Raw genomic sequence first — 20,635 nt, forward strand, 5'->3', positions numbered from 1 at the left:
AGGACTGAATTGTTCGAGGAAGCCCAGTACTTCGCTCCTGTGACGCGGGACGAACACGGGGCGGTGACGGTAGAGCTGGCGCAGACTCACCCGGGTTTCGCCGACCCGGTCTACCGTGAGCGCCGTAACCAGATCGCTCATCTCGCACTCAACCATCGGCGCGGCGAGCCGATCCGGCAAGCCCGCTACACCGCCGAGGAGCATGAAGTGTGGCGGCTCGTCTCGGCCGAACTGAAGGCCAAGCACGAGGTCTACGCCTGCGCCGAGTACCTGGACGCCAAGGACCGCCTGGACGTGCCCGCCGACCGGGTGCCGCAGCTGGAGGAGGTGTCCCGGCTGCTGGAGCCGCTGACCGGGTTCCGCTACCTGCCGGCCGCCGGGCTGGTCCCGCTCCGCGACTTCTACGGGTCCCTGGCGGACTCCTACTTCCACTCCACGCAGTACATCCGGCACCACAGCGTCCCGTTCTACACGCCCGAGCCGGACGTGATCCACGAGGTGATCGGGCACGGCAACGCCCTGGCGTCCGACCGGTTCGCCGCCCTCTACCGCGCCGCCGGAGGGGCCGCCCGCCGCGTCGAGACGACCGAGGCCCTGGAGTTCGTCTCCAAGGTCTTCTGGTTCACTCTCGAGTTCGGCGTGCTGTACGAGGACGGCGAGCTGCGCGCCTACGGTGCGGGGATCCTGTCGTCGTACGGCGAGATCGAGGAGTTCCGGCACATGCACATCCACCCGCTCGACCTCAAGATCATGGGTTCGACGCACTACGACATCACCAAATACCAGGACCACCTGTTCGCCGCCGACTCCCTCGCCCAGGTCGAGGACGTCGCGGGCGCCTTCTGGGACACCTGCACCGACGACTCGATCGCTGCACTCAGCAGGTAGGGATGCAGAACTGACGCGCGGCTGACGTCCTCTCACGCCCGGGGTGATGGGGTGGGTGCCGGGCAGGATGTGAAACCCGGCATGGATATAGCGATGGCGGGCACCGCAGAATAGGGGAAGCGGTAGGGGCGGGACCGCTGCGCGCGGAACTCGCCGATCTCGCGACGGCCCGAGGCATAGCCACCTCTCGCACCGCTGAGCGCCTTACCGAGGATGCCGGTAGGGATCTCAAGCGGTCACCCACGCCGTGGAGTTCGCGTGTGCCCCGACCATGCGGGCCGATGAGCAGCACACGGATCAAGACCTCCGCCTTGCCGTGCTGACGAGAACCTTCGGGACAAGGCTTATTTGGACGCGCTGCGGACTGTGCTGCTGGAGGTCGCGAGGATCGCGACGCAGAGCATCGTCGCGGCGAGCGCGGCGAGGGTTGGCTCGGCGCCCATCGATTCCACCAGCCAGCCCGCGACAATCGATCCCAGGGGAATGGTCCCCCAGGCGACGAGCAGAATGCCGCTTTTCACTCGGCCGAGGAGGCGGGCGGGAATGATCGTGTATTGATAGCTGACGACGACGACATTCCACAGCGTTCCGACGAACGCCATCATGAAGACGAGCGCACTGAGTGCGAGCGGATGCGAGAAGGTGAACTGGAGGACGAGGAGTGCGGTCCACCCCCAGGTGGCGCCGATGACGATGGTTCCCGGACGGGCCCGGCGCTGGAACGACGGTGCGGCGAAAGCGCCGGCCATGCCCCCCGCGCCGAGGCAGCCGAGGACCAGTCCGATGACTCCGCCCGAATCTCCCCGGTCGCGCATGAGGACGATCAGCACCAGGGTGAGAGCCTCGAAGACGATGTTGACGATGCCGACGAGCAACACCGAAAGGCGGATGAAGGGCTGCCGCCACAGGAACCGCATGCCTTCGGCGAGTTCATGGAGCGGTGTGCCCGATCTGTCCTCGCGTTGAGGCCCGAGGCGTGACCTGATCGCCGCCAGCGTGAGCAGCGATACCGCGTACGACACGGCGTCGACGAGGAACGGCACGCTGCGCGAAAGACTGAACATCCACCCGCCGAGCGTGCGGCCGACCCATCCCGCGGCTCGGTCGCGTGCCTCGTTGACCGACAGCGCCCCGGGTATCTGGGCCGCCGGCACGATCATGGGCAGGGACGCCTTTTCCGCGACGCTGAAGAACACGAACGCCGTGCCCTCCACGAATCCCACGAGCAGGATCTGGCCGAAGGTGAGGCGATCCAGGAACAAGGCGGCGGGGATACTACCGAGCGCCACTGCGCGGCTCGCCTCGCAGAGGAACATGAGGCGCCTGCGGTCGCACCGGTCGACGACGACCCCGGAGGGCAGGAAGAAAAGCAGGTACGGCAGCGTGGCGACGAAACCGGCAACTCCCGCCTTGCCCGCCGACTGGGTCTCATTGAGGACGAGCAGCGGGAAGGCGACCGACGAGGCCCGCGATCCGAGCACGGAGACCGTCTGACCGCACCAGAGGAGAAGAAAATCGCGGTTGCGGCGCAGCGGTGTTAACCGATCCGGTCGACCGTCGACTCCCCGTGCGATCAGATGCCTCCTCGGCCTCCGCGCCGGACACGACCGGACTCATGATACGGCCGCATTCCTCGATCAGCATTGGCTGGCGGGACGTTGCGGACCATGAGCAGGCGGGGGCGTCAGGCTTTGGCGCGCTGCTCCTTGAGGCGGAGTTCTTCCTTGCGGACGTCGGCCTGGACGGCCTGCTCGCGTTCCAGCCAGTCGGGCTTCTCGGCCTTCAGCTTCTCGATCTCGGCCGTGGTGAGGAAGTCCGTGATTCCGGCGCGGGCCAGGCCCGAGACGGAGACGCGGAGCTTGGCGGCGGCGACCTGGCGGGGGTGGGGGCCCTCGCGGCGCAGGGTCGTGAGCCATGCGGGCGGGTCGGCTTGGAGCGCGTTCAATTCGTCCCGGGAGACGAAGCCTTCCTGGAACTCGGCGGGTGCTGCCGACAGCAGGATCCCCAGCTTCTTGGCCGCGGTCGCGGGCTTCATGGTCTGCGGGGTCTTTGCTTTGGACGTGCCCATGGCCTCAAGGGTAGTCAGTTGTGGGGGACTCCCCGGACGTGACTAGGGTTGCGGCGTGACCGACGGTGAGTTCCGGCTGGCCTACGTGCCGGGGGTGACGCCCGGGAAATGGGCCGGGGTGTGGGCCGAGCGGGTCCGGGAGGTGCCGCTCCGGCTGCTGCAGACGTCGGCGGCGGAGATCGTCCCCCTGCTGCGGAGCGGCGGTGCGGACGCCGCGTTCGTGCGCCTGCCCGTCGACCGCGAAGCCCTCCACGTGATCCCGCTGTACACGGAAATGACCGTGGTCGTGGTGCCCAAGGATCACGCGGTGGCCGCAGTGGAGGAGCTGGTGCTCGCCGATCTCGCTGACGAGGACGTCTTCGATCCTCTCGACGACGTCCTGACCTGGGACGACCGGCCCGGCCAACCTGCCTTCACCCGTCCTGAGAGCACCGCCGCCGCGATCGAGCTGGTGGCGTCGGAAGCCGGCGTCCTGCTGCTCCCGCAGTCTCTGGCCCGCCTCCACCACCGCAAGGACCTCACCTACCGGACCGTGACGGACGCGCCCCAGTCCCAGATCGGCCTGGCCTGGCTCGACGCCGAAACGACCGACCTCATGGAAGAACTGATCGGCATCGTCCGCGGTCGCACCCCCAACAGCTCCCGTGGCCGCGCCCCCCGGCAACAGCCGACACCGAAGAAGCCACCGCAACAACGCCCGACCTCCAAACACCGCCCCCAAAAGCGCCGCCGGAAATGACGAGCGTCCTGCTCGCCTTGTATCCCGCGCCGCGATGATCCTCCGTCGGCCGACGCTGCGGCGCGCAACGCCCTGGTCCCCGGTGCTCGGGCTCTCTTCGGTCGGGGCCAATCGGGCGTGCTCGTGAACGCTTTCATCGGTTCGGGGAGTTGCCCACGGCCCTTTCCGGTCGCCGGTGGTGTGCGCGGGGAGTCTTGCTTCTGAAGGGTGAGATTTTCGTGACAGTCTTTGCGGAATGAATGTATCGCCAGCACGGCGCGTACCGTCTATGCTGCGATCGAACCCCGCTCGGAAGGATTTCCGCATGGCACAGAAGGTCAAAGTCCTCCTCGTTGACGACATCGACGGAGGAGAGGCGGATGAGACCGTCGGCTTCGGGCTGGACGGCGCGCTGTACGAAATTGACCTGAGCGACAAGCACGCCGCCGAACTCCGCGACCTCCTGGAACCGTTCGTCCGGCACGCGCGCCGGGCGCGTCCCAAGAACGCCCAGGGTGCGCGGCCCGCGCGGACGCAGTCGAACCGCGACCGGTCCGCCGAGATCCGCGAGTGGGCGAGGTCGCGCGGCATCCAGGTCAACGATCGCGGCCGTATCCCGGCGACCGTGATCGAGCAGTACGAAAACGCCCATTAGGGTCGGCCGGTAGATTGGCCGCCGGTCGTCCGGCGGCCGGTCCCGCCGAATTGAGGGCGTCGCCCGGCGGTGATCGAGCCGTCTAACGATGGCGCGATCACCGGCCGGCGTTGCGCGGGCGTTCCGGAGTATTGCCGGATCCGGCGGCCGGCTCATTCATCGATTGCGTTCATGCGGGCGCCGCACCGGAGAGTGTGCGCCTTTGCGCCCGGCCGGGACGGCTCCCCGGCGGCGCTGTGACACGCCGTGCTCGGGGTTTCCGGAGAACCGTCCCGGGTTCGGGCAGGACGGGACGGAAGGCGTCGTCACACCGCCGTACCACTGCCTGAGTCACAATTTGTACCACACAGTGCGCTCGGTCCCATGTGTAATCCATGACACGTGATCAACAGGGACCGCCCGCCGAGTCGTCAGGCGTCGCGGCGGAGCAGGGCGAACGCGCCCAGGGCGAGGGCGGCGGCGGCCCACGCGGCGAGCACGGCGAGTCCCTTCCACGGCCCGATCGGCAGGCCGTCCACGTGCAGCGACCGCACGGCGAGGCCCGCGTTCATCGGCGTGATCTGCTCCAGATGCCGCCGCCAGGCCGGGTCCCGGACGAGCGGGACGAGCACCGGCGACAGATAGAACAGCCCGAGTACGACCCCCGACGCCGCCGCTGCGTCCCGCACCGCGACGGCGATCCCGAGCGCGAGCAGCGCGACCAGCACCAGGAAGAGCGTCGATCCGAACGCCGCCCGCAGCACCGCGCCGGACGGCCCGAGATCGAGCCCGAGCCACCGTCCGGCGAGCAGCGCGCCCGCCGCCGCGACCGCCCCGGCCAGCGCGACCGGCCCGCCGAGCACGACTGCCTTGGCGGCGAGCACGGCACTACGGCGCGGCGTCGCGGCGAGCGTCGTGCGGATCATGCCGGTCGCGTACTCGGCGCCGACCGGCAGGGCGACCAGGAGCGCGACGATCGCGGGCCCGAGGTCGAGCCCGGCGAGGGCGGCGCGGCCCGGGTCGGCGCCCGCCTTCGCCGTCCCGGCGGCGACCGCGCCGAGTCCCACGATCGCCACGGCCAGCACGAGCGGGGCGAGCAGGATCCCGCCGCCGGTGCGGAGCTTCGTCCACTCCGCGTGCACGGCGCGCCTCATGCGTCCCTCCGGCGCAGCAGGACGACCGCCGACCCGAAAGCCACTGCCGCCCACCCGCAGAGCACCGCGAACCCCGCCCACGGGGCGAGCGGGTAATAACCGGTGGCGGGCGTGTACTCGCTCCACACGTGCCCATAGCGGGGAAGCGTCTGCTGTATCGCGAACCCCGCCGCAGGGCTGACCCGCAGCACCCAGTTCGCGGCCCCGGCCGGTAGCACGGCGCTCATTGCGAGGATGTACGGAATGACGATGAGGACGACGAGGCCCGTCACCGCGACGGCACCGCGCCGCAGCATCGTCCCGGCTCCGAGGGCGAGGATCGCGGCGGCGGCCAGCAGCAGCCCGGTGCCCGCGACGGCCCGAAGTTCGGTGAGCGCGGGCACGGTGAAGATCGCGTAGCCGTCGGCGCGGACGCGATTCTCCCCGATCCGGACCGCGACGAGCGCGGCGGCCGTCCCGACGGTGAACGCGACCGCCCCGAGCACGACGGCCTTCGCCGCCAGCACCCGGCCGGGATGCGGCGTCGCGGCGAGCGTCGTGCGGATCATGCCGCGTCGGTACTCGGCGGTCATGGCCGTCGCCCCGAGGACGGCGAGCGCGATCAGCCCGGCGAACGCGCCGACGAGGAACGCCTCGACCGGGAAGGCGTTGCCGAGCGCCGGGCCGCCGACGAGCGGGGCGATGTCCCCGGCGCCGGTCAGCGCGAACGTCCCGCCCGCCGTCCGGAACCCCGGCCGCATCTCCGGGCCGTAAGGGGCGCCGCCGATCTGCTCGCCGCGCCACGCGCCGCCGAACCCGCCGCGCACCGAGACGTGATCGAAGACGGCGGTGGCGACGGCCGGGTTCTCGGTGACCGAACGTCCGCTCGTGTGGAAGGACGCCGGCGACGTCGCGAACATCCCGGCCCCCACGGCGCCCGAACGGACCCGCGCGGTACCGATCGTCGTCCAGTGCACGCCGTCGGCGGACTCGGACCCGGTGACGACCGACCCCGTCCGGACGAGCCGCAGCCAGCGCGACCCGGCGCCGGGCCGCCCGGCCCGGTCGTGGGTGAAGTCGTGCTGCATCCGCGTGCCGTGCGCGCCGGTGAGCAGGACGGCGGCGTAGGACGACCCCGGACGCGTCCCCGCCTTCACGAGGATGCCGCCCTTCGCCCACGGCGTGAGGCCCGCGCCGTCCGCCCCGGTGAGAGAAGCGAGACGCACGGTGAGGCTTCCATCACCGGTGAGCGTCCGGTGGACGAAGAAGAACGTGTCGCTCACCGCCTCCCCGCCCGGCCCGACCGGCAGCGGCTCCGCCGAGCCGTGCGGCAGCTTGGTGCCGCCCGTGCCGAGCAGCCCGACGAGGACGGTCGCGAGAAAGGCGACGAGAGCGCCGACGACCCAGCCCCGGACGGTCCGGAACTTCGTCCACTCGGCGTGCAGGAGCTGCGCGAAGACCGTCACAGCGCGGCCCCCCAGTACTCCACGGCGTCGCGGGTGAGGGCCATGTACGCCTCTTCGAGCGTCGCGCGGTGCTCGGCGACCTCGGAGAACGGCACCCGCTCCGCGCCGAGCACCGCCACGACGCGTTCCGCCGCGAGGTCCGCCACCGACAGCGCGCCGTCCCGGACGGTCACGGCGGCCCCCGCGCGCTCCAGCGCGTGCGCCGCGTCCGTCGCCGCCGTGGTGCGCACGAGGACGCGCCCGCCGCCGGCCGCCGCGAGGAGGTCCGCGACGCCGGCGTCGGCGAGGACCCGGCCGCGTCCGACGACCACGACATGCTGGGCGATCCCCTGCAACTCGCCCATGAGGTGCGTGGACACCAGCACCGCGCGGCCTTCGGCGGCCAGCTGCGCGAGCAGCCCCCGAATCCACACGAAGCCCTCGGGATCCAGGCCGTTGAAGGGCTCGTCCAGCAGGACGGCGGCCGGATCGCCGAGCAGCGCGGCGGCGATCCCGAGGCGCTGGCGCATCCCGAGCGAGTAGCCGCCCGCCCGGCGCCGCGCGACGTCGGTCAGCCCGGCGAGCGCCAGGACCTCGTCCACCCGGCGGGCGCCGAGGCCCTGCGAGTGCGCCAGCCACAGCAGGTGGTCGCGGGCGCGGCGGCTCGGCTGGAGGGCTCCGGCGTCCAGCAGCGCACCGACGTGCGTCAGCGGACGCGGCAGGCTTCGGTACGGCCGCCCACCGATCAGGGCCGTCCCGGCGTCCACGGTGTCCAGCCCGAGGATCGCGCGCAGTGTCGTGGATTTCCCGGCCCCGTTCGGGCCGACGAAGCCGGTGACCCGTCCGGGGGCCACGGCGAAGGTCATGCCGTCCAGCGCGAGGGTGCGCCCGTAGCGCTTGCGCAGATCGGTGACGGTGATGGTCGCGTCGTTCATGCCGCAGACATTCGCGCGGGCGTCGTAACGCGGGCCGAACGACGGCCGTCACACCGCTGTTAGGCGCATCGGTGCATTCTGGACACCATGCGTACGGTCAGGCAGCGCTTCACCGCGCTCTACAGCACCGTGTTCCTCGGCTCGGCGGCGGTGCTGCTGCTGATAGCGAACGTGGTGGCGTCCAACCGATCCGCCGCCGTGCGGACGGCACCGGACGGTACCGCGTCCGTGCCGAGCGTCCAGCTCGCCGACGCGCAGGCCCAGATCGCCACGTTGCAGGCCCAGCTCAACGCGCAGGAGGCGGACACCGCCCGGCGGCTCCTCGTCGGCTCGGTGGTCGCGCTGGCCGTGATGGCGCTGGCGTCGATCGTGCTCGGCCGGTTCGTCGCGGGCCGCGTCCTGCGCCCGCTGCGCGCGATGACGGCCGCGACCCGCCGCATCTCGGCCGACAACCTGCACGAACGGCTCGCCGTGCGCGGCCCCGACGACGAGGTCAAGGGCCTCGCCGACACGATCGACGCGCTGCTGCACCGGCTGGAGGGGGCGTTCGCGGCCGAGCGCCGGTTCGTCGCCAACGCGTCCCACGAGCTGCGGACCCCGCTGGCGACGATGCGGGCGTCGCTGGACGTCGCCGCCGCGAAACCGGACCGGGCCCCGCAGACCGTCGCCCTCGCCGACCGGCTGCGCACCGAACTCGACCACATGGACCGGCTGCTCGAAGGGTTGCTCGTGCTGGCCCGCGCGCAGAACGGCGAACTGCCGGAACGGGCGACCGTCGTACTGGGCCGGGTCGTATCCAGCGCGCTCGATGCCCGCGCGGACGAAATCGCGGCACGCGGCTTGGACGTCCACGCCACGGGCGACGACGTGCGCGTCCGCGGTAACCGCACGCTCCTGCTCCGCATGGCCGACAACCTCATCGACAACGGGATCCGGCACAACGACCCGGGCGGTTGGATGCGGGTCGCTGTGAACGGCGACGCGACGAAAGCCGTCCTCGTCGTCGAGACCGGCGGACCCGAACTGGACCCCGCGCAGGTCGCCGCGCTGGGCCGTCCCTTCCGGCGCCTCGGCGGGGACCGGATCGGCGCGGGCACCGGGCTCGGGCTGTCGATCGTCCGCGCCGTCGCCGCCGCGCACGGCGGCGCGCTGGAGCTGCGCGCCCGGCCCGGCGGCGGGCTCCGCGCCGAGGTGGCGCTGCCCGGAACGTCCGCGTGAGGGTGCTCGTGGTCGAGGACGCGCGGACGCTCGCCGACGTCGTGGCCGAGGGCCTGCGCGACCAGGGCATGGCCGTGGACGTCGCCCACGACGGTTTGGACGCCGCCGCGAAACTGGACGTCAACGCCTACGACGTGGTGGTCCTGGACCGAGACCTGCCCGGAATCCACGGCGACGCCCTCTGCCGGATCATCACCGAACGACACGAGCGCGTCATGGTGCTGATGCTGACGGCCGCGGCGTCGCCGGGGGACCGGGTGAGCGGGCTCGGTCTCGGCGCCGACGACTACCTCACCAAGCCGTTCCACTTCCCCGAGCTGGTGCTGCGCGTCCGGTCGCTGGCGCGGCGCCAGCCGTCCGCGCGGTCCCGGACGCTGCGCGCGGCCGGGATCGAGCTGGACCCGCTGCGGCGCGTCGCGACCCGCGACGGGCGCCACCTGGACCTGTCGGTGAAGGAGTTCGCCGTCCTGGAGGCGCTGCTGCGCGCGAGCCCGGCGTTCCTCAGCACCGAGGACCTGCTCGAACAGGTCTGGGACGAGAACGCCGACCCGTTCACCAACACGGTCACGGTGACCGTCGGCCGCCTGCGCCGCAAGCTCGGCGAGCCGCCGGTGATCAGGACGACGCCGGGCGTCGGCTACCGGGTCCTCGGGGCGGCCGACGAAAATGTCGGAGGGGCTCGGTAGCTTGGAGTGACCAGAAGATCGCTTCGAGCGACGGGGGTGTCGCGGTGACCCGCTTCGGGTTCCACGCCTCGCACGAGCAGTTCGGGCCGGGGGAGCTGCTCGACGCCGTGCGCGCCGCCGAGCAGGCGGGTTTCACGGCCGCGATGTGCTCGGACCACTTCGCGCCGTGGAGCGCCCGGCAGGGACATTCCGGGCACGCCTGGGCGTGGCTCGGGTCGGCGCTCGCCCTGACGGAGTTCCCGATGGGCGTGGTCGCCGCCCCCGGCCAGCGCTACCACCCGGCCGTGTTCGCGCAGGCCGCCGCGACGCTCGCCGAAATGTACCCGGGACGACTGTGGGTCGCGCTCGGCACCGGGCAGGCGCTCAACGAGCACATCACCGGGGACCCGTGGCCCGCCAAGGACGTGCGGGAGCGGCGGCTGACCGAGTGCGTCGCGATCGTCCGGGCGCTGTTCGACGGCGAGACCGTCTCGCACGACGGGCTCGTCCGGGTGGACCGGGCGCGCCTGTGGACGCTGCCGGAGACGCCGCCCGCCCTGGTCGGCGCGGCGGTCACGCCCCGGACGGCCGCGTGGACGGCGTCCTGGGCGGACGGGTTCATCACCGTCAACCAGCCCGGCGACGCCCACGCCGACGCGCTGCGCGCCTACCGGGACGCGGGCGGGCGCGGCCCCGCGACCCTCCAGGCGCACGTGAGCTGGGCCGACGCCGAGGACGAGGCGCTGGCCAACGCGCACGACCAGTGGCGCGAGGCGATCTTCGGCAGCACGGTCGGCTGGGACATCCCGCTGCCCGAGCAGTTCGCGGAGGCGGCGCAGTTCGTCGACCCGGAGCAGCTGCGGCCGTACGTGCACGTCTCGGCGGACCTCGCGGCCCACGCCGCGTGGCTCGCGGCCCAGGCCGCGCACGGGTTCGACCAGGTGATGATCCACCAGGTCGGACGAGACCAGCGCGGGTTCATCGACGCGTTCGGGACGTGGGTCCTGCCGGAGCTGACGTCATGAGCCCCCCGCCCCTCGGCGCCTACGCGTTCCTGTCCGACTGCCGCACGGCCGCGCTGCTCGGCCCGGACGGCGCCGTCGAGTGGTGGTGCGCGCCCCGGTTCGACGCGCCCGCGGTGTTCAACCGGATCCTGGACCGGCGGATCGGCGGGGCGTTCGAGCTGCTGGTCGAGGGCGCGGACGAGCCGGCGCGGCGGTACACGGGCGCGTCGCTGGTGCTGGAGAGCCGGTGGACGGGCCCGTCCGGGACGGTCGTCGCGCACGACTTCCTCGCCGTCCGCGCCCCGGAGGCCGGGGACGAGCGCGGCATCGTGCCGGTGGGCGTGCTCGTCCGGCGGGTGACGTGCGAGCGGGGCACGGCGCGGATCCGGGCGCGGGTGCGCGCGACGCCCGACCACGCCCGCACCCCGCCGCGCTGGGCCGCCGTGGACGGGGCCTTGGCCGAAAGCGTGTCGGGGCTCGTGCTCGGCGGCGATCCCGCGCCGGTCCTGCGCGGCGAACCGTGCCTGGACGCCGAGCTGACCGAGGGCGACGTCGCCGAACTGCGGCTGGCCCACGGCGATCCCGCGCTCGCCCGCGCCCCCGCCGGGCCCCTGCTGGACGCGACGCGCCACGCCTGGGACGCGTGGTCGTCCCGCTCCGGCTACGACGGCGTCGGCGCCGAGGACGTGCGGCGCAGCGCGGTCGTCCTGCGCGGCCTGCTCGACAGCGAGAGCGGCGCGCTGCTCGCGGCGCCCACCGCGTCGCTGCCCGAATGGCCCGGCGGGGAGCGCAACTGGGACTACCGGTACGTGTGGCACCGGGACGCGGCGCTCGTCGTGCTCGTCCTGCTGCGGCTCGGCCATCCCGAGGAGGCGGGCCGCTACCTGCGGTTCCTGCTGCGGAACTGGTCGGCCGAGCACGGTCACCTGCGGCCCATGCTGACGCTGGACGGCGGGACGCGCGTCGCCGAGGAGACGCTCGGCCACCTGGAGGGGTACGCCGGGTCCCGTCCGGTGCGGATCGGGAACGAGGCGTTCGATCAGGTCCAGCTCGACGTCTACGGGCAGGTGCTGGACGCGGCGCTCGTCTACCAGGAGGTCGCCGGGGACCTCACCCCGGACGAGGCCGCCGGGCTGTTCGCCGTCGTCGACGCCGCCTGCGCCCGGTGGCGCGAGCCCGACCACGGCATCTGGGAGGTGCGGACCCGGCTCCGGCACTGGACCAGCTCGAAAATGTACGCGTGGGTCTGCCTGGACCGGGGCATCAGGCTCGCCGCCGCGCTCGGCGACGAACGTCCGCCGCTCGACCGGTGGCGGCGCGAACGCGACGCCGTCCGCGCGAGCCTGCTCGCCCACGGCTACCATCCCGGCGTCGGCGCGTTCACGCAGGTCTACGGCGAACCGGAGCTGGACGCGTCCCTGCTGCGGCTGCCGCTGCTGCAGTTCCTCGACGGCCGCGACCCGCGCGTCCGCGCCACCCTCGACCGGATCGACGAACGGCTCGGCGAACCCCTCGCGGGCGGCGGCCGGCTGATCCACCGCTACGACCCGCGCGCCACCGGCGACGGCCTCGACGGCCCGGAGGGCGCGTTCCTGCTCTGCTCGTTCGACATGGTGTCGGCGCTCGTCCTCGCGGGCCGGACGGACGAGGCGCGCCGCCGCTTCGCCGCCCTGTGCCCGCGCGGCGGCCCGCTCGGCCTGTTCGCCGAGGAGATGACGGGCGACGGCACGATGCTCGGCAACTACCCGCAGGCGTTCACGCACCTGGCGCTGATCGAGGCGGCGCTGAACCTCGACGAGGCCGGCCGCACCGAGGCCCTCCACGCCTGGGCGCGCGATGCGGAGTGAGCGCCGCGCCCGGTCAGACGCCGTAGCGTTCGGGCTTGGGGGAGCGGGACATCAGGGCCGCCGCCGCCTCGCGCACGTCCAGGTCCTCGTTGACGACCGCCGCGACCGTCTCGGTGATCGGCATCTCCACGTCGTGCTCGCGCGCCAGCGCCAGGACCGAGCCCGCCGACGTCACGCCCTCGGCGGTCTGCCGGGTCACCGCGACGACCTCGTCCACGCTCATCCCGCGGCCGAGGTTCTCACCGAACGTGCGGTTGCGGCCGAGCGGCGACACGCACGACGCGACGAGGTCCCCGAGACCCGCCAGGCCCGCGAACGTGTGCTCGGCCGCGCCGAGCGCCGCGCCGAGCCGCGCCATCTCCGCGAGGCCGCGCGTCATCAGCATCGCCTGCGTGTTGTGGCCGAGGCCGAGGCCGACGGTCGCGCCGACGCACAGCGCGATGACGTTCTTGACCGCGCCGCCCAGCTCGCAGCCGACGACGTCCTCGACCGTGTAGACGCGGAACGACGACGTCATGCACGCCTCCTGCACCCGCCGGGCCGTCGTCGCGTCCGCGCACGCCGCGACGGCCGCGCCCGGCTCCCCGCGCGCGACCTCGGGGGCCAGGTTCGGGCCGGAGACGACGGCGATCCGTCCCGGCGGCGCGCCCGTCACCTCGCCGATCACCTCGGACATGCGCCGTCCGGTGCCGCGCTCGATGCCCTTCATCAGGCTGATCAGGACGGCGTCGGCGGGCAGCAGCGGCGCCCAGCCGGCCAGGTTGCCGCGCAGCGTCTGCGCCGGGACGGCCAGCGCGACGAGCGCCGCGCCGTCCAGCGCCCGCGCCGGGTCCGTCGTCGCGGTGATCCCGTCCGGCAGCGCGACGCCCGGCAGGTACGCGGGGTTCTCGCGCCGCTCGTTGATCGCCGCGACGATCTCCGCGCGGCGGCCGTACAGGGTCACCGCGCAGCCCGCCTCGGCGAGGAGCAGGGAGAACGCCGTCCCCCACGACCCCGCGCCGAGCACCGCGGCCCGCGTGACGTCCTGCATGGACGTCGCCTAACCGGCCGCGTCGCCGTCCAAACGCTCCAGCGCGGCCAGTTTCCGCGTCATCTCCAGCGCGGACGCGGCGAGCGCGCGGCTCTCCTCGTCGATCCCGGCGAATCCGTCGGCGGCCCGGGCGAGCGCCGCGCAGGCGTCCGGCAGGCGGCCCGCGTCGACGAGACCGAGGCCGAGCGCGTGCAGCGCGGACGCCTCGCCGTGCCGGTTCCCGGCCTCCCGGTGCAGCGCGGCGGCCCGCGGCAGGACGGTCAGCGCTTCGTCCCGGTTCCCGGCGGCGATCAGCGTGCGCCCCCACTCGAACCGGGCGACCGCTTCCGCCGAGAGTTCACCGGAGTCGTGCAGCGCCTCGACCGCTTCGACGTAGCGGCGCACGGCCGCCGCCTCGTCCCCGGTCCCGCGCAGCGCCAGCGCGAGATTGCCCAGCACGATGCCCTCGCGGTACCGGTCGCCGGTCTCCCGGCACGCCGCGACCGCCTCCTCGCACGCGCGGACCGCCTCGGCATGGCGGCCGATCTTCCCGAGCGCGACGCCGAGGTTCGACAGCGCGGCGCCCGCGCCGTGCCGGTCGCCGATGCGCCCGTGCAGTTCGGCGGCCTTGCGGTGGACGGCGACGGCCTCGTCCGTCCGGCCGGCCTCGTCCAGCGCCGCGCCGAGGTTGCCGAGCGCGAGCGCGTGGCCCTGCCGGTCGGCGGCGGCGCGGCACAGCCGGACGGTCTCGCGGCAGACGCCGATGGCCTCGTCCACGCGCCCGATCCGCTGCAGGGCGCCGCCGAGGTTGCTGAGCGCCGTCCGCTCGCCGAGGTCGTCGCCGTTCGCGCGGGCGAGTTCGGCGGACCGGCGGAAGGCGGCGACGGCCTCGGCGGACCGTCCGGTCGCGTCCAGGACGAGCCCGACGCTGGTGGTCGCGACCGCCTCGTGGTGCCGGTCGCCGACCCGCTCGGCCGTGTCGCGCGCCAGCACCGCCAGCGCCTCCCACTCGGCGAGGAGCCGGCGCCGTTCCAGGTAGCGGGCCAGGTTCAGCGTGAGCAGCAGCGCGAACGACGGCTTGCGTGCGGACGCGGCGAACGCGGCGGCCGACAGGTTCGGCAGCTCCGCGTCCAGCCAGGCGAACGCCTCAGTGCGGGACGCGAAGCCCTGCGCGCCGGGATCGTCGGCGGCGAGCGGGTTGACGTGGGCGAGCGCCTTCTCGGTGGTCGTCAGGTAGTGGTCGAGGAGACGGTCCCAGGCGCCGGCCGCGCCGTCCTCGGCGCGGTGCGCGCCGGCCGTCTCGGCGGCGTAAAGCCGGACGAGGTCGTGCATCCGCCACCAGCCGGGCGTGGTCCACGGCTCGATCAGGTGCGCCTCGGCGAGTTCTTCCAGGTCGCGGCGGGTGGAGCGCTCGTCCGTCCCGGCGAGCACGGTCGCCGCCGCCGTGGACACGCGCGGCCCCCGGTTCACCGCGAGCAGCCGGAACAGGCGCCGCTGCCCGTCCGGCAGGGCCCGGTAGGACAGGTCGAACGCCGCGCGCACGGCCCGCCGCCGGTACTCCAGCGTGCTCAGCCGGGTGTGCTCGGCCGCCAGCTCCTCGGCCAGCTCGGCGAGCGGCTTGGCCGGACGGGCGGCCAGAAGCGCCGCCACGATCTCCAGCGCGAGCGGCAGCCCGCCGCAGAAGCCCGCGATCCGCCGCGCGTCGCCGGGATGGTCGGCGACGCGGGTGTCGGCGGGGCCACGGCGCAGCGTGATGAGGCGGCGGAGCAGTTCGACGCCGTCGTCGTCGTCCAGGACGTCCAGGTCCAGCAGCCGTCCGGGCAGCTCGGCCAGCGCATGCCGGGACGTCACCAGCACCGGCCCGCGCCCGGGCAGCAGCCGGTCGACCGGCGTGGCGGGCGCGGCGTTGTCCAGGACGACGAGGACGGGACGGCCGCGCTCGGCGTACGCGCCGAGGACCGTCCGGTACAGCCGCTCCTTCTCGTCGTCGCCCGGCGGGATGTGCTCGTCGGGGACGCCGAGCGCGCGCAGCAGGCTCGCCAGCGCCCGCGCCTCGTCCAGCCGTTGCCGCGGGTCGTAGCCGTGCAGGTCGATCATCAGGACGCCGCCGGGGAACCAGCCGAGCTCGGTCGCCGCGTGCGCGGCCTGCACCGCCAGCTCGGTCTTGCCGACCCCGCCCATCCCGGCGACCGCGGACACGCGCACGACGCCCGCGCCGCCGTCGCGGGGGTCGATCAGCGCCAGCACCTCGGCGAGGACGGCCGTGCGTCCGACGAACTCCGCGCCGCGCGCCCGCACGCCGCCGAGCCCCGCCGGGACGGTCGCCGGCAGCCGCAGCGTGACGTCCCGCGCCTGGATGACGGGCCCGGTCGCCACGCCCTCGAACCTGTTGCCCTCCATGGCGGAACCCTAGGAAGATCCACAGCCCGGCACGGCCGATTGGCCAGGGCCGGACGCCGTGCCACGATCATGGCGGACGAGGGGAGCGTGACATGGGACATCCGGCGTTCGGGCGCCTGGAGCCTCTGCTGGGCGAGTGGCGGACGGAAGCCATCGTCGGCGGACGGTCGATGGGCATCGCCGCCACGCGGTTCGCGTGGACCGAGGACGGCGCGTTCCTGCGCCAGCGCACCGAGGACGCCGAGTCGTTCGACGCGGACTGGGCGGCGCACTCGCCGCTGCCGGTGACGGCGCTGATCGGGCTGGACGACACCGCCGACGCGTTCACGATGCTCTATGCCGACGCGCGCGAGGTGTTCCGCGTCTACCGGTTCGACGTGCGCGGCGGCGTCTGGACGATGAGCCGGGACGCCGCCGGCTTCAACCAGCGCTTCTCCGCCACGTTCGCCGCGGACGGCCGCACGATCGAGGGCGCCTGGGAGACCTCGCCGGACGGGACGGCCTGGACCAAGGACTTCGACGTGCGCTACACCCGAGCGTCCTGACGGTGGACGGCAAGCTCGTCCGGGACCGCATCCCGGAGATCATCCGCGCGTCCGGCGCCGAACCCGTCACCTACATCGCCGACGAGACCGAATACCGGCAGCGCCTGCGCGACAAACTCCGCGAAGAGACCGCCGAAGCCTGCGCGGCCGACCCCAGCGACCTGCCCGGCGAACTCGCGGACGTCCTGGAGGTCGTCCACGCTCTCGCCGCCGCGCACGGCCTCACCCCGGCCCGCCTGGAAGAGATCCGCGCGGCCAAGTCCGCCGCCCGCGGCGCCTTCACCGCCCGCACCGTCTGGACGGGCAACCGCCCCTGACCGCCTGGCCGAATCCGGTCAAATCGGGAGTGGAAGCGCGGTCGCCGTTTTAACGATCATGGACGGACGCCCCCGTCCATGATCGGAGACTCCCGTTGACCAAGCGCCGGTTCGGCCGTCGCGGCAAGGGCGGCCACGGAGGCGGTCGCGCGGGCGGCGTCTTCGGCAAGATGGCCGGGCACCTGTTCCCGTCCGGCGGGCGCGGTCGGCACGGCGGCCACGGCGGCGGCCCCGGCGGACGGCGCGGCGCCGAACCCCGGCGCGGACGGCGGCGCGGCGGGACGGAGCAGTCGCAGGCGCGGCCGAACGACGTCAAGTCCACGTCCGACGACCCGATCGACGTCGTCACCGGCGAGGTGCTGCTGACGCAGACGGACGTGTCGCTGCCCGGCGTCCTGCCGCTGCTCCTGCGCCGGACGCACAACTCGTCGTACGCGGCGGGCGGGCTTTTCGGCCGCCGGTGGGCGTCCACGCTGGACCAGGCGCTGGAGATCGACAGCGCGGGCGCGCACTTCCTCGGCGAGGACGCGACCGTCCGGCGTTATCCACAAGTCCTGCTGCCGAACGTGGAGTTCCGCCCGACGGCGGGACCGCAGCACCCGCTCGTCCTGACGTCGGACGGCGGCTACCGCCTCACCGACCCGCAGTCCGGCACGGCGCTGCACTTCCCCGCGCCGGGCGAGACGACGGGCTGGACGCGGCTGCCCGTCACGGCGATCACCGACCGCAACGGCAACCGGATCGACTTCGTCTACGCCGACCAGGTCCTCACCGAGATCCGCCATTCGGCGGGCCACCGGATCACCGTGGACACCGCGCCGCTGGACGACACGGGCGAGCGGCGCGTCACCGCCCTCCGGCTGGACGACGTGACGCTCGTCCGCTTCGGATACGACGCCGAGGGCAATCTCAGCGAGGTCTACAACTCGTCCGGCCTGCCGCTGAAGCTCAGCTACGACGACGAGGACCGCCTCACCGGCTGGGAAGACCGCAACGGCTTCTGGTACCGGTACGAGTACGACGACGAAGGCCGCGCGGTGCGCGGAACCGGCTCGGACGGCTTCCTCGACAGCACCCTGTCGTACGACCCGGAGAACAACCGGACCGTCCTGACCGACGCCCTCGGCCACGCCACCGAGTACCGCTACAACGACTCCGGCCAGGTCATCGAGGAGATCGACCCACTGGGCGGCGTGATCCGCTCGACGTGGGACCGCTTCGACCGCCTCCTGTCCCGGACCGACCAGCTCGGCGCGACGACCCGCCACACCTACGACGAGCACGGCAACCTCACGTCCACGACGTACGCCGACGGCACGACCGCGACCGCCGTCTACGACGACCGCAATCTGCCCGTCGAGATCACGCGTCCGGACGGGACGGTCTGGCGGCAGGAGTACGACGAGCGCGGCAACCTCGTCCGGCTCACCGATCCGCTCGGCGCCGTCACCGCGCTGACCTACGACGAGCGCGGCGCGCGGACCGGCGTCACCGACCCGCTCGGTGCCGTCACGCGCGCCGAGAACGACGCCAACGGCCTGCCGGTCGCGGTGACCGACGCGCGCGGCGCCGTCGAGCGCTACGCCTACGACGCTCTCGGCCGCGTGACCACGTACACCGACGCGGCGGGGAACCACGTGCGCTTCGGCTGGACGGTGGAAGGCCGCCAGACGTTCCGCACCCTGCCGGACGGCGCGACCGAACGCTGGGAGTACGACCCCGAAGGCAACGAGGTCGCCTACACCGATCCGCTGGGCCAGGTGACGCGTACCGAGTACGGGCCGTTCGACACGCCGACCACCCGGACCCGTCCGGACGGGTCGCACCTGACGTTCACGCACGACGCCCGTCTCACGCTGACCGCCGTGACGACGTCCGGCGGCCTGACCTGGCGCTATGAGCACGACGCGGCGGGTCGCCTGGTCGCCGAGACGGACTTCAACGGCCGCGTCCTCCGCTACGCCACCGACGCGGCGGGCCGTCTGACGGCGCGGACGAACGGTGCGGGCCAGACCACGACCTACACGCGCGACGCCCTGGGCAACACGCTGGAGAAGCGCGCGGGAACCCAGACCACCACGTTCGCCTACGACGCGATGGGACGCATGACCCGCGCGGTCAACGCCGACGCCGACCTGGCGTTCTCCCACGACGCCGCGGGCCGTGTCATCGCCGAGACGTGCAACGGCGCGACGTTGACGCTCACCCGCGACCTTGCCGGCCGGGTCACCGCCCGCCGCACGCCGTCCGGCGCGGAGAGCCACTGGACGTACGACGCGACGGGCCGACCGTCCCGCCTGGAAACGGCCGGGCAGACCCTCACGTTCACCCACGACGCGCTGGGCCGCGAAACCGAACGCCGCATCGGAACGGACACGATCCTGTCCCAGCAGTGGGACGTCAACGACCGCCTCACCGCCCAGTCGCTGTGGGGCGCGCCGAGCCGTCCGGAAGATCAGGCCCGGCTCCTCCAGCACCGGACCTACACCTACCGACCCGACGGCCACCTCACCGCAACAAACGACCGTCTCAACGGGAACCGCACCTACACGCTGGACGCACGAGGCCGCGTCACCAACGTCTCAGCCCAGAACTGGACCGAACGCTACGCCTACGACGACGCAGGAAACGTCACCCAGGCCGACTGGCCCACTGCACCGGACGCCGCCGACGAAACCGGCCCGCGCACCTTCACCGGAACCCTGATCCGCAACGCCGGCCGCACCCGCTACGAACACGACGCCCAAGGCCGCATCGTCCTCCGCGAACAGGTCACCCTCTCCGGCAAGCGCCGCCGCTGGCACTTCCACTGGGACGCCGACGACCGCCTGATCGGCGTCGAAACCCCCGACAACACCCGCTGGCGCTACCACTACGACGCCCTGGGCCGCCGCACCGCCAAACAACAACTCACCCCCGACGGCCGAACCGCCCACCAGACCTACACCTACACCTGGGACGACACCCGCCTGGTGGAGGAGACGCACCGGACGTGGGATCAGGGAGCGGCCGGCTGGAACACGGTCGTGACGACCTGGTCATTCCTACCGGGCTCGCGTCGTGTGGCGGCACAGGAAACGGCTGTCTCGCCGGTCGATGGCGCGCGGACTCACGTCGTCCGCCGTGTTGCGGCGGTCATCACCGACCTTGTCGGAACGCCGCGTGAGCTTGTGCACGTCGATGGCACCGTAGAGCACGGCCGTCAGACTCCCCTGTGGTCGGGCGGCGCCGGAATCGGATGTCCGCTGCGGTTCCCCGGGCAGTACGCCGACCCTGAAACGGGACTGCATTACAACCTCCATCGCTACTACGACCCGGCGACCGGCGCGTACCTGTCCGCCGACCCACTGGGGTTCGCGGCCGGGCCGAACCCACACGGCTATGTGCCCAACCCGATGCGATGGATCGACCCCCTCGGCCTCTTCAACTGCCACGACGAACGCGACGAGGACGGACGCCTCAAGCTCTACCGGGCACCCGGTCACGGCAACCGGGAGGCCGAGCGTTATGGCCCGGACCCGGCGAATCATCAGGGACACGGCAGCGACGTGCATTTGGGCAATAGTCCCAAGGTCGCGCAGCAATACGCGGAACAGGGTACGCACGAAGACGGATACTATGAGTACACCATGAAGCATGGGTTCGAAGACGCATTCCCGCGCGATGAATACTTCCGCACCCATGACAACAAGCCGGGGGAGTATCAGTGGATCATCCCCCGGGAGAAGATTCCGCAGTTTAATTCTTATATCGACCACGATAGAACGCGCTGGTGGAACTATCGCCAGGGATATTCATGGGAGGACTAG

The 20,635-nt window shown here is 72.8% G+C and carries 17 protein-coding genes; 10 read left to right on the forward strand and 7 right to left on the reverse strand.

Annotated features, from left to right (window positions below):
- Window positions 1–9 precede the first annotated feature (9 nt).
- Window positions 10–888, forward strand: a complete 879-nt coding sequence (locus GQ466_RS07035) for a phenylalanine 4-monooxygenase (RefSeq protein WP_161101891.1) — start codon at window positions 10–12, stop codon at window positions 886–888.
- Between the two features lie 344 nt (window positions 889–1,232).
- Here GQ466_RS07035 and GQ466_RS07040 read toward each other — a convergent pair whose 3' ends face one another.
- Together GQ466_RS07040 and GQ466_RS07045 are read right to left on the reverse strand one after the other, a co-directional pair.
- Window positions 1,233–2,465: an MFS transporter gene (locus GQ466_RS07040; RefSeq protein WP_161102451.1), complete on the reverse strand. Its 1,233-nt coding sequence runs from the start codon at window positions 2,463–2,465 to the stop codon at window positions 1,233–1,235.
- A 107-nt stretch (window positions 2,466–2,572) separates the two neighbouring features.
- A complete protein-coding gene (locus GQ466_RS07045; protein WP_161101892.1) occupies window positions 2,573–2,956 on the reverse strand; it encodes a DUF5997 family protein in 384 nt (127 codons plus the stop codon).
- Window positions 2,957–3,011: 55 nt separating this feature from the next.
- Between GQ466_RS07045 and GQ466_RS07050 the strand changes: the two genes are divergently transcribed.
- Window positions 3,012–3,695: a LysR family transcriptional regulator substrate-binding protein gene (locus GQ466_RS07050; RefSeq protein ID WP_337193348.1), complete on the forward strand. Its 684-nt coding sequence runs from the start codon at window positions 3,012–3,014 to the stop codon at window positions 3,693–3,695.
- A gap of 304 nt (window positions 3,696–3,999) precedes the next feature.
- Window positions 4,000–4,329 (forward strand): histone-like nucleoid-structuring protein Lsr2, encoded by a 330-nt coding sequence (locus GQ466_RS07055; RefSeq protein ID WP_161101893.1) that lies wholly within the window; start codon window positions 4,000–4,002, stop codon window positions 4,327–4,329.
- 410 nt (window positions 4,330–4,739) lie between these two features.
- Here the strand turns inward: GQ466_RS07055 and GQ466_RS07060 are convergent, their stop codons facing one another.
- The 3 genes from GQ466_RS07060 to GQ466_RS07070 are packed head-to-tail and all read right to left on the reverse strand — an operon-like array spanning window position 4,740 to window position 7,821.
- Window positions 4,740–5,462 carry an ABC transporter permease subunit gene (locus tag GQ466_RS07060; RefSeq protein ID WP_161101894.1) on the reverse strand — a complete coding sequence of 241 codons (723 nt, stop codon included), beginning with the start codon at window positions 5,460–5,462 and terminating at the stop codon, window positions 4,740–4,742.
- Window positions 5,459–6,907 carry an ABC transporter permease subunit gene (locus GQ466_RS07065; RefSeq protein WP_161101895.1) on the reverse strand — a complete coding sequence of 483 codons (1,449 nt, stop codon included), beginning with the start codon at window positions 6,905–6,907 and terminating at the stop codon, window positions 5,459–5,461. The genes GQ466_RS07060 and GQ466_RS07065 overlap by 4 nt, the downstream gene beginning before the upstream one ends.
- On the reverse strand, window positions 6,904–7,821 hold the full coding sequence (locus GQ466_RS07070; RefSeq protein WP_161101896.1) for an ABC transporter ATP-binding protein: 918 nt from the start codon (window positions 7,819–7,821) through the stop codon (window positions 6,904–6,906). The genes GQ466_RS07065 and GQ466_RS07070 overlap by 4 nt, the downstream gene beginning before the upstream one ends.
- A gap of 87 nt (window positions 7,822–7,908) precedes the next feature.
- Between GQ466_RS07070 and GQ466_RS07075 the strand changes: the two genes are divergently transcribed.
- From GQ466_RS07075 to GQ466_RS07090, 4 genes are read left to right on the forward strand one after another with little or no spacing between them, the layout of a single operon-like run.
- Complete coding sequence (locus GQ466_RS07075; protein ID WP_161101897.1) at window positions 7,909–9,039, forward strand: sensor histidine kinase; 1,131 nt, start codon at window positions 7,909–7,911, stop codon at window positions 9,037–9,039.
- Window positions 9,036–9,725: a response regulator transcription factor gene (locus tag GQ466_RS07080; protein WP_337193349.1), complete on the forward strand. Its 690-nt coding sequence runs from the start codon at window positions 9,036–9,038 to the stop codon at window positions 9,723–9,725. Before GQ466_RS07075 ends, GQ466_RS07080 begins: the two co-directional genes overlap by 4 nt.
- 44 nt (window positions 9,726–9,769) lie before the next feature.
- On the forward strand, window positions 9,770–10,729 hold the full coding sequence (locus GQ466_RS07085; protein ID WP_161101898.1) for a TIGR03885 family FMN-dependent LLM class oxidoreductase: 960 nt from the start codon (window positions 9,770–9,772) through the stop codon (window positions 10,727–10,729).
- A complete protein-coding gene (locus GQ466_RS07090; RefSeq protein ID WP_161101899.1) occupies window positions 10,726–12,555 on the forward strand; it encodes a glycoside hydrolase family 15 protein in 1,830 nt (609 codons plus the stop codon). The genes GQ466_RS07085 and GQ466_RS07090 overlap by 4 nt, the downstream gene beginning before the upstream one ends.
- A 13-nt stretch (window positions 12,556–12,568) precedes the next feature.
- On the opposite strand, the gene GQ466_RS07095 is transcribed toward GQ466_RS07090, so the two are convergent.
- Window positions 12,569–13,585, reverse strand: a complete 1,017-nt coding sequence (locus tag GQ466_RS07095) for an NAD(P)H-dependent glycerol-3-phosphate dehydrogenase (protein WP_161101900.1) — start codon at window positions 13,583–13,585, stop codon at window positions 12,569–12,571.
- Window positions 13,586–13,594: 9 nt separating this feature from the next.
- Complete coding sequence (locus tag GQ466_RS07100) at window positions 13,595–15,964, reverse strand: ATP-binding protein (RefSeq protein ID WP_161101901.1); 2,370 nt, start codon at window positions 15,962–15,964, stop codon at window positions 13,595–13,597.
- A 92-nt stretch (window positions 15,965–16,056) separates the two neighbouring features.
- On the opposite strand from GQ466_RS07100, the gene GQ466_RS30660 reads away from it, so the two are divergent.
- From GQ466_RS30660 to GQ466_RS07110, 3 genes are all read left to right on the forward strand, one after another.
- Complete coding sequence (locus GQ466_RS30660) at window positions 16,057–16,509, forward strand: hypothetical protein (protein WP_202420349.1); 453 nt, start codon at window positions 16,057–16,059, stop codon at window positions 16,507–16,509.
- A 2-nt stretch (window positions 16,510–16,511) separates the two neighbouring features.
- On the forward strand, window positions 16,512–16,826 hold the full coding sequence (locus GQ466_RS07105; protein WP_237417615.1) for a nucleoside triphosphate pyrophosphohydrolase: 315 nt from the start codon (window positions 16,512–16,514) through the stop codon (window positions 16,824–16,826).
- 95 nt (window positions 16,827–16,921) lie between these two features.
- On the forward strand, window positions 16,922–20,635 hold the full coding sequence (locus GQ466_RS07110) for a DUF6531 domain-containing protein (RefSeq protein WP_161101902.1): 3,714 nt from the start codon (window positions 16,922–16,924) through the stop codon (window positions 20,633–20,635).

Source organism: Actinomadura rayongensis, from assembly GCF_009831215.1.
In the GTDB taxonomy this organism is placed as follows: domain Bacteria; phylum Actinomycetota; class Actinomycetes; order Streptosporangiales; family Streptosporangiaceae; genus Spirillospora; species Spirillospora rayongensis.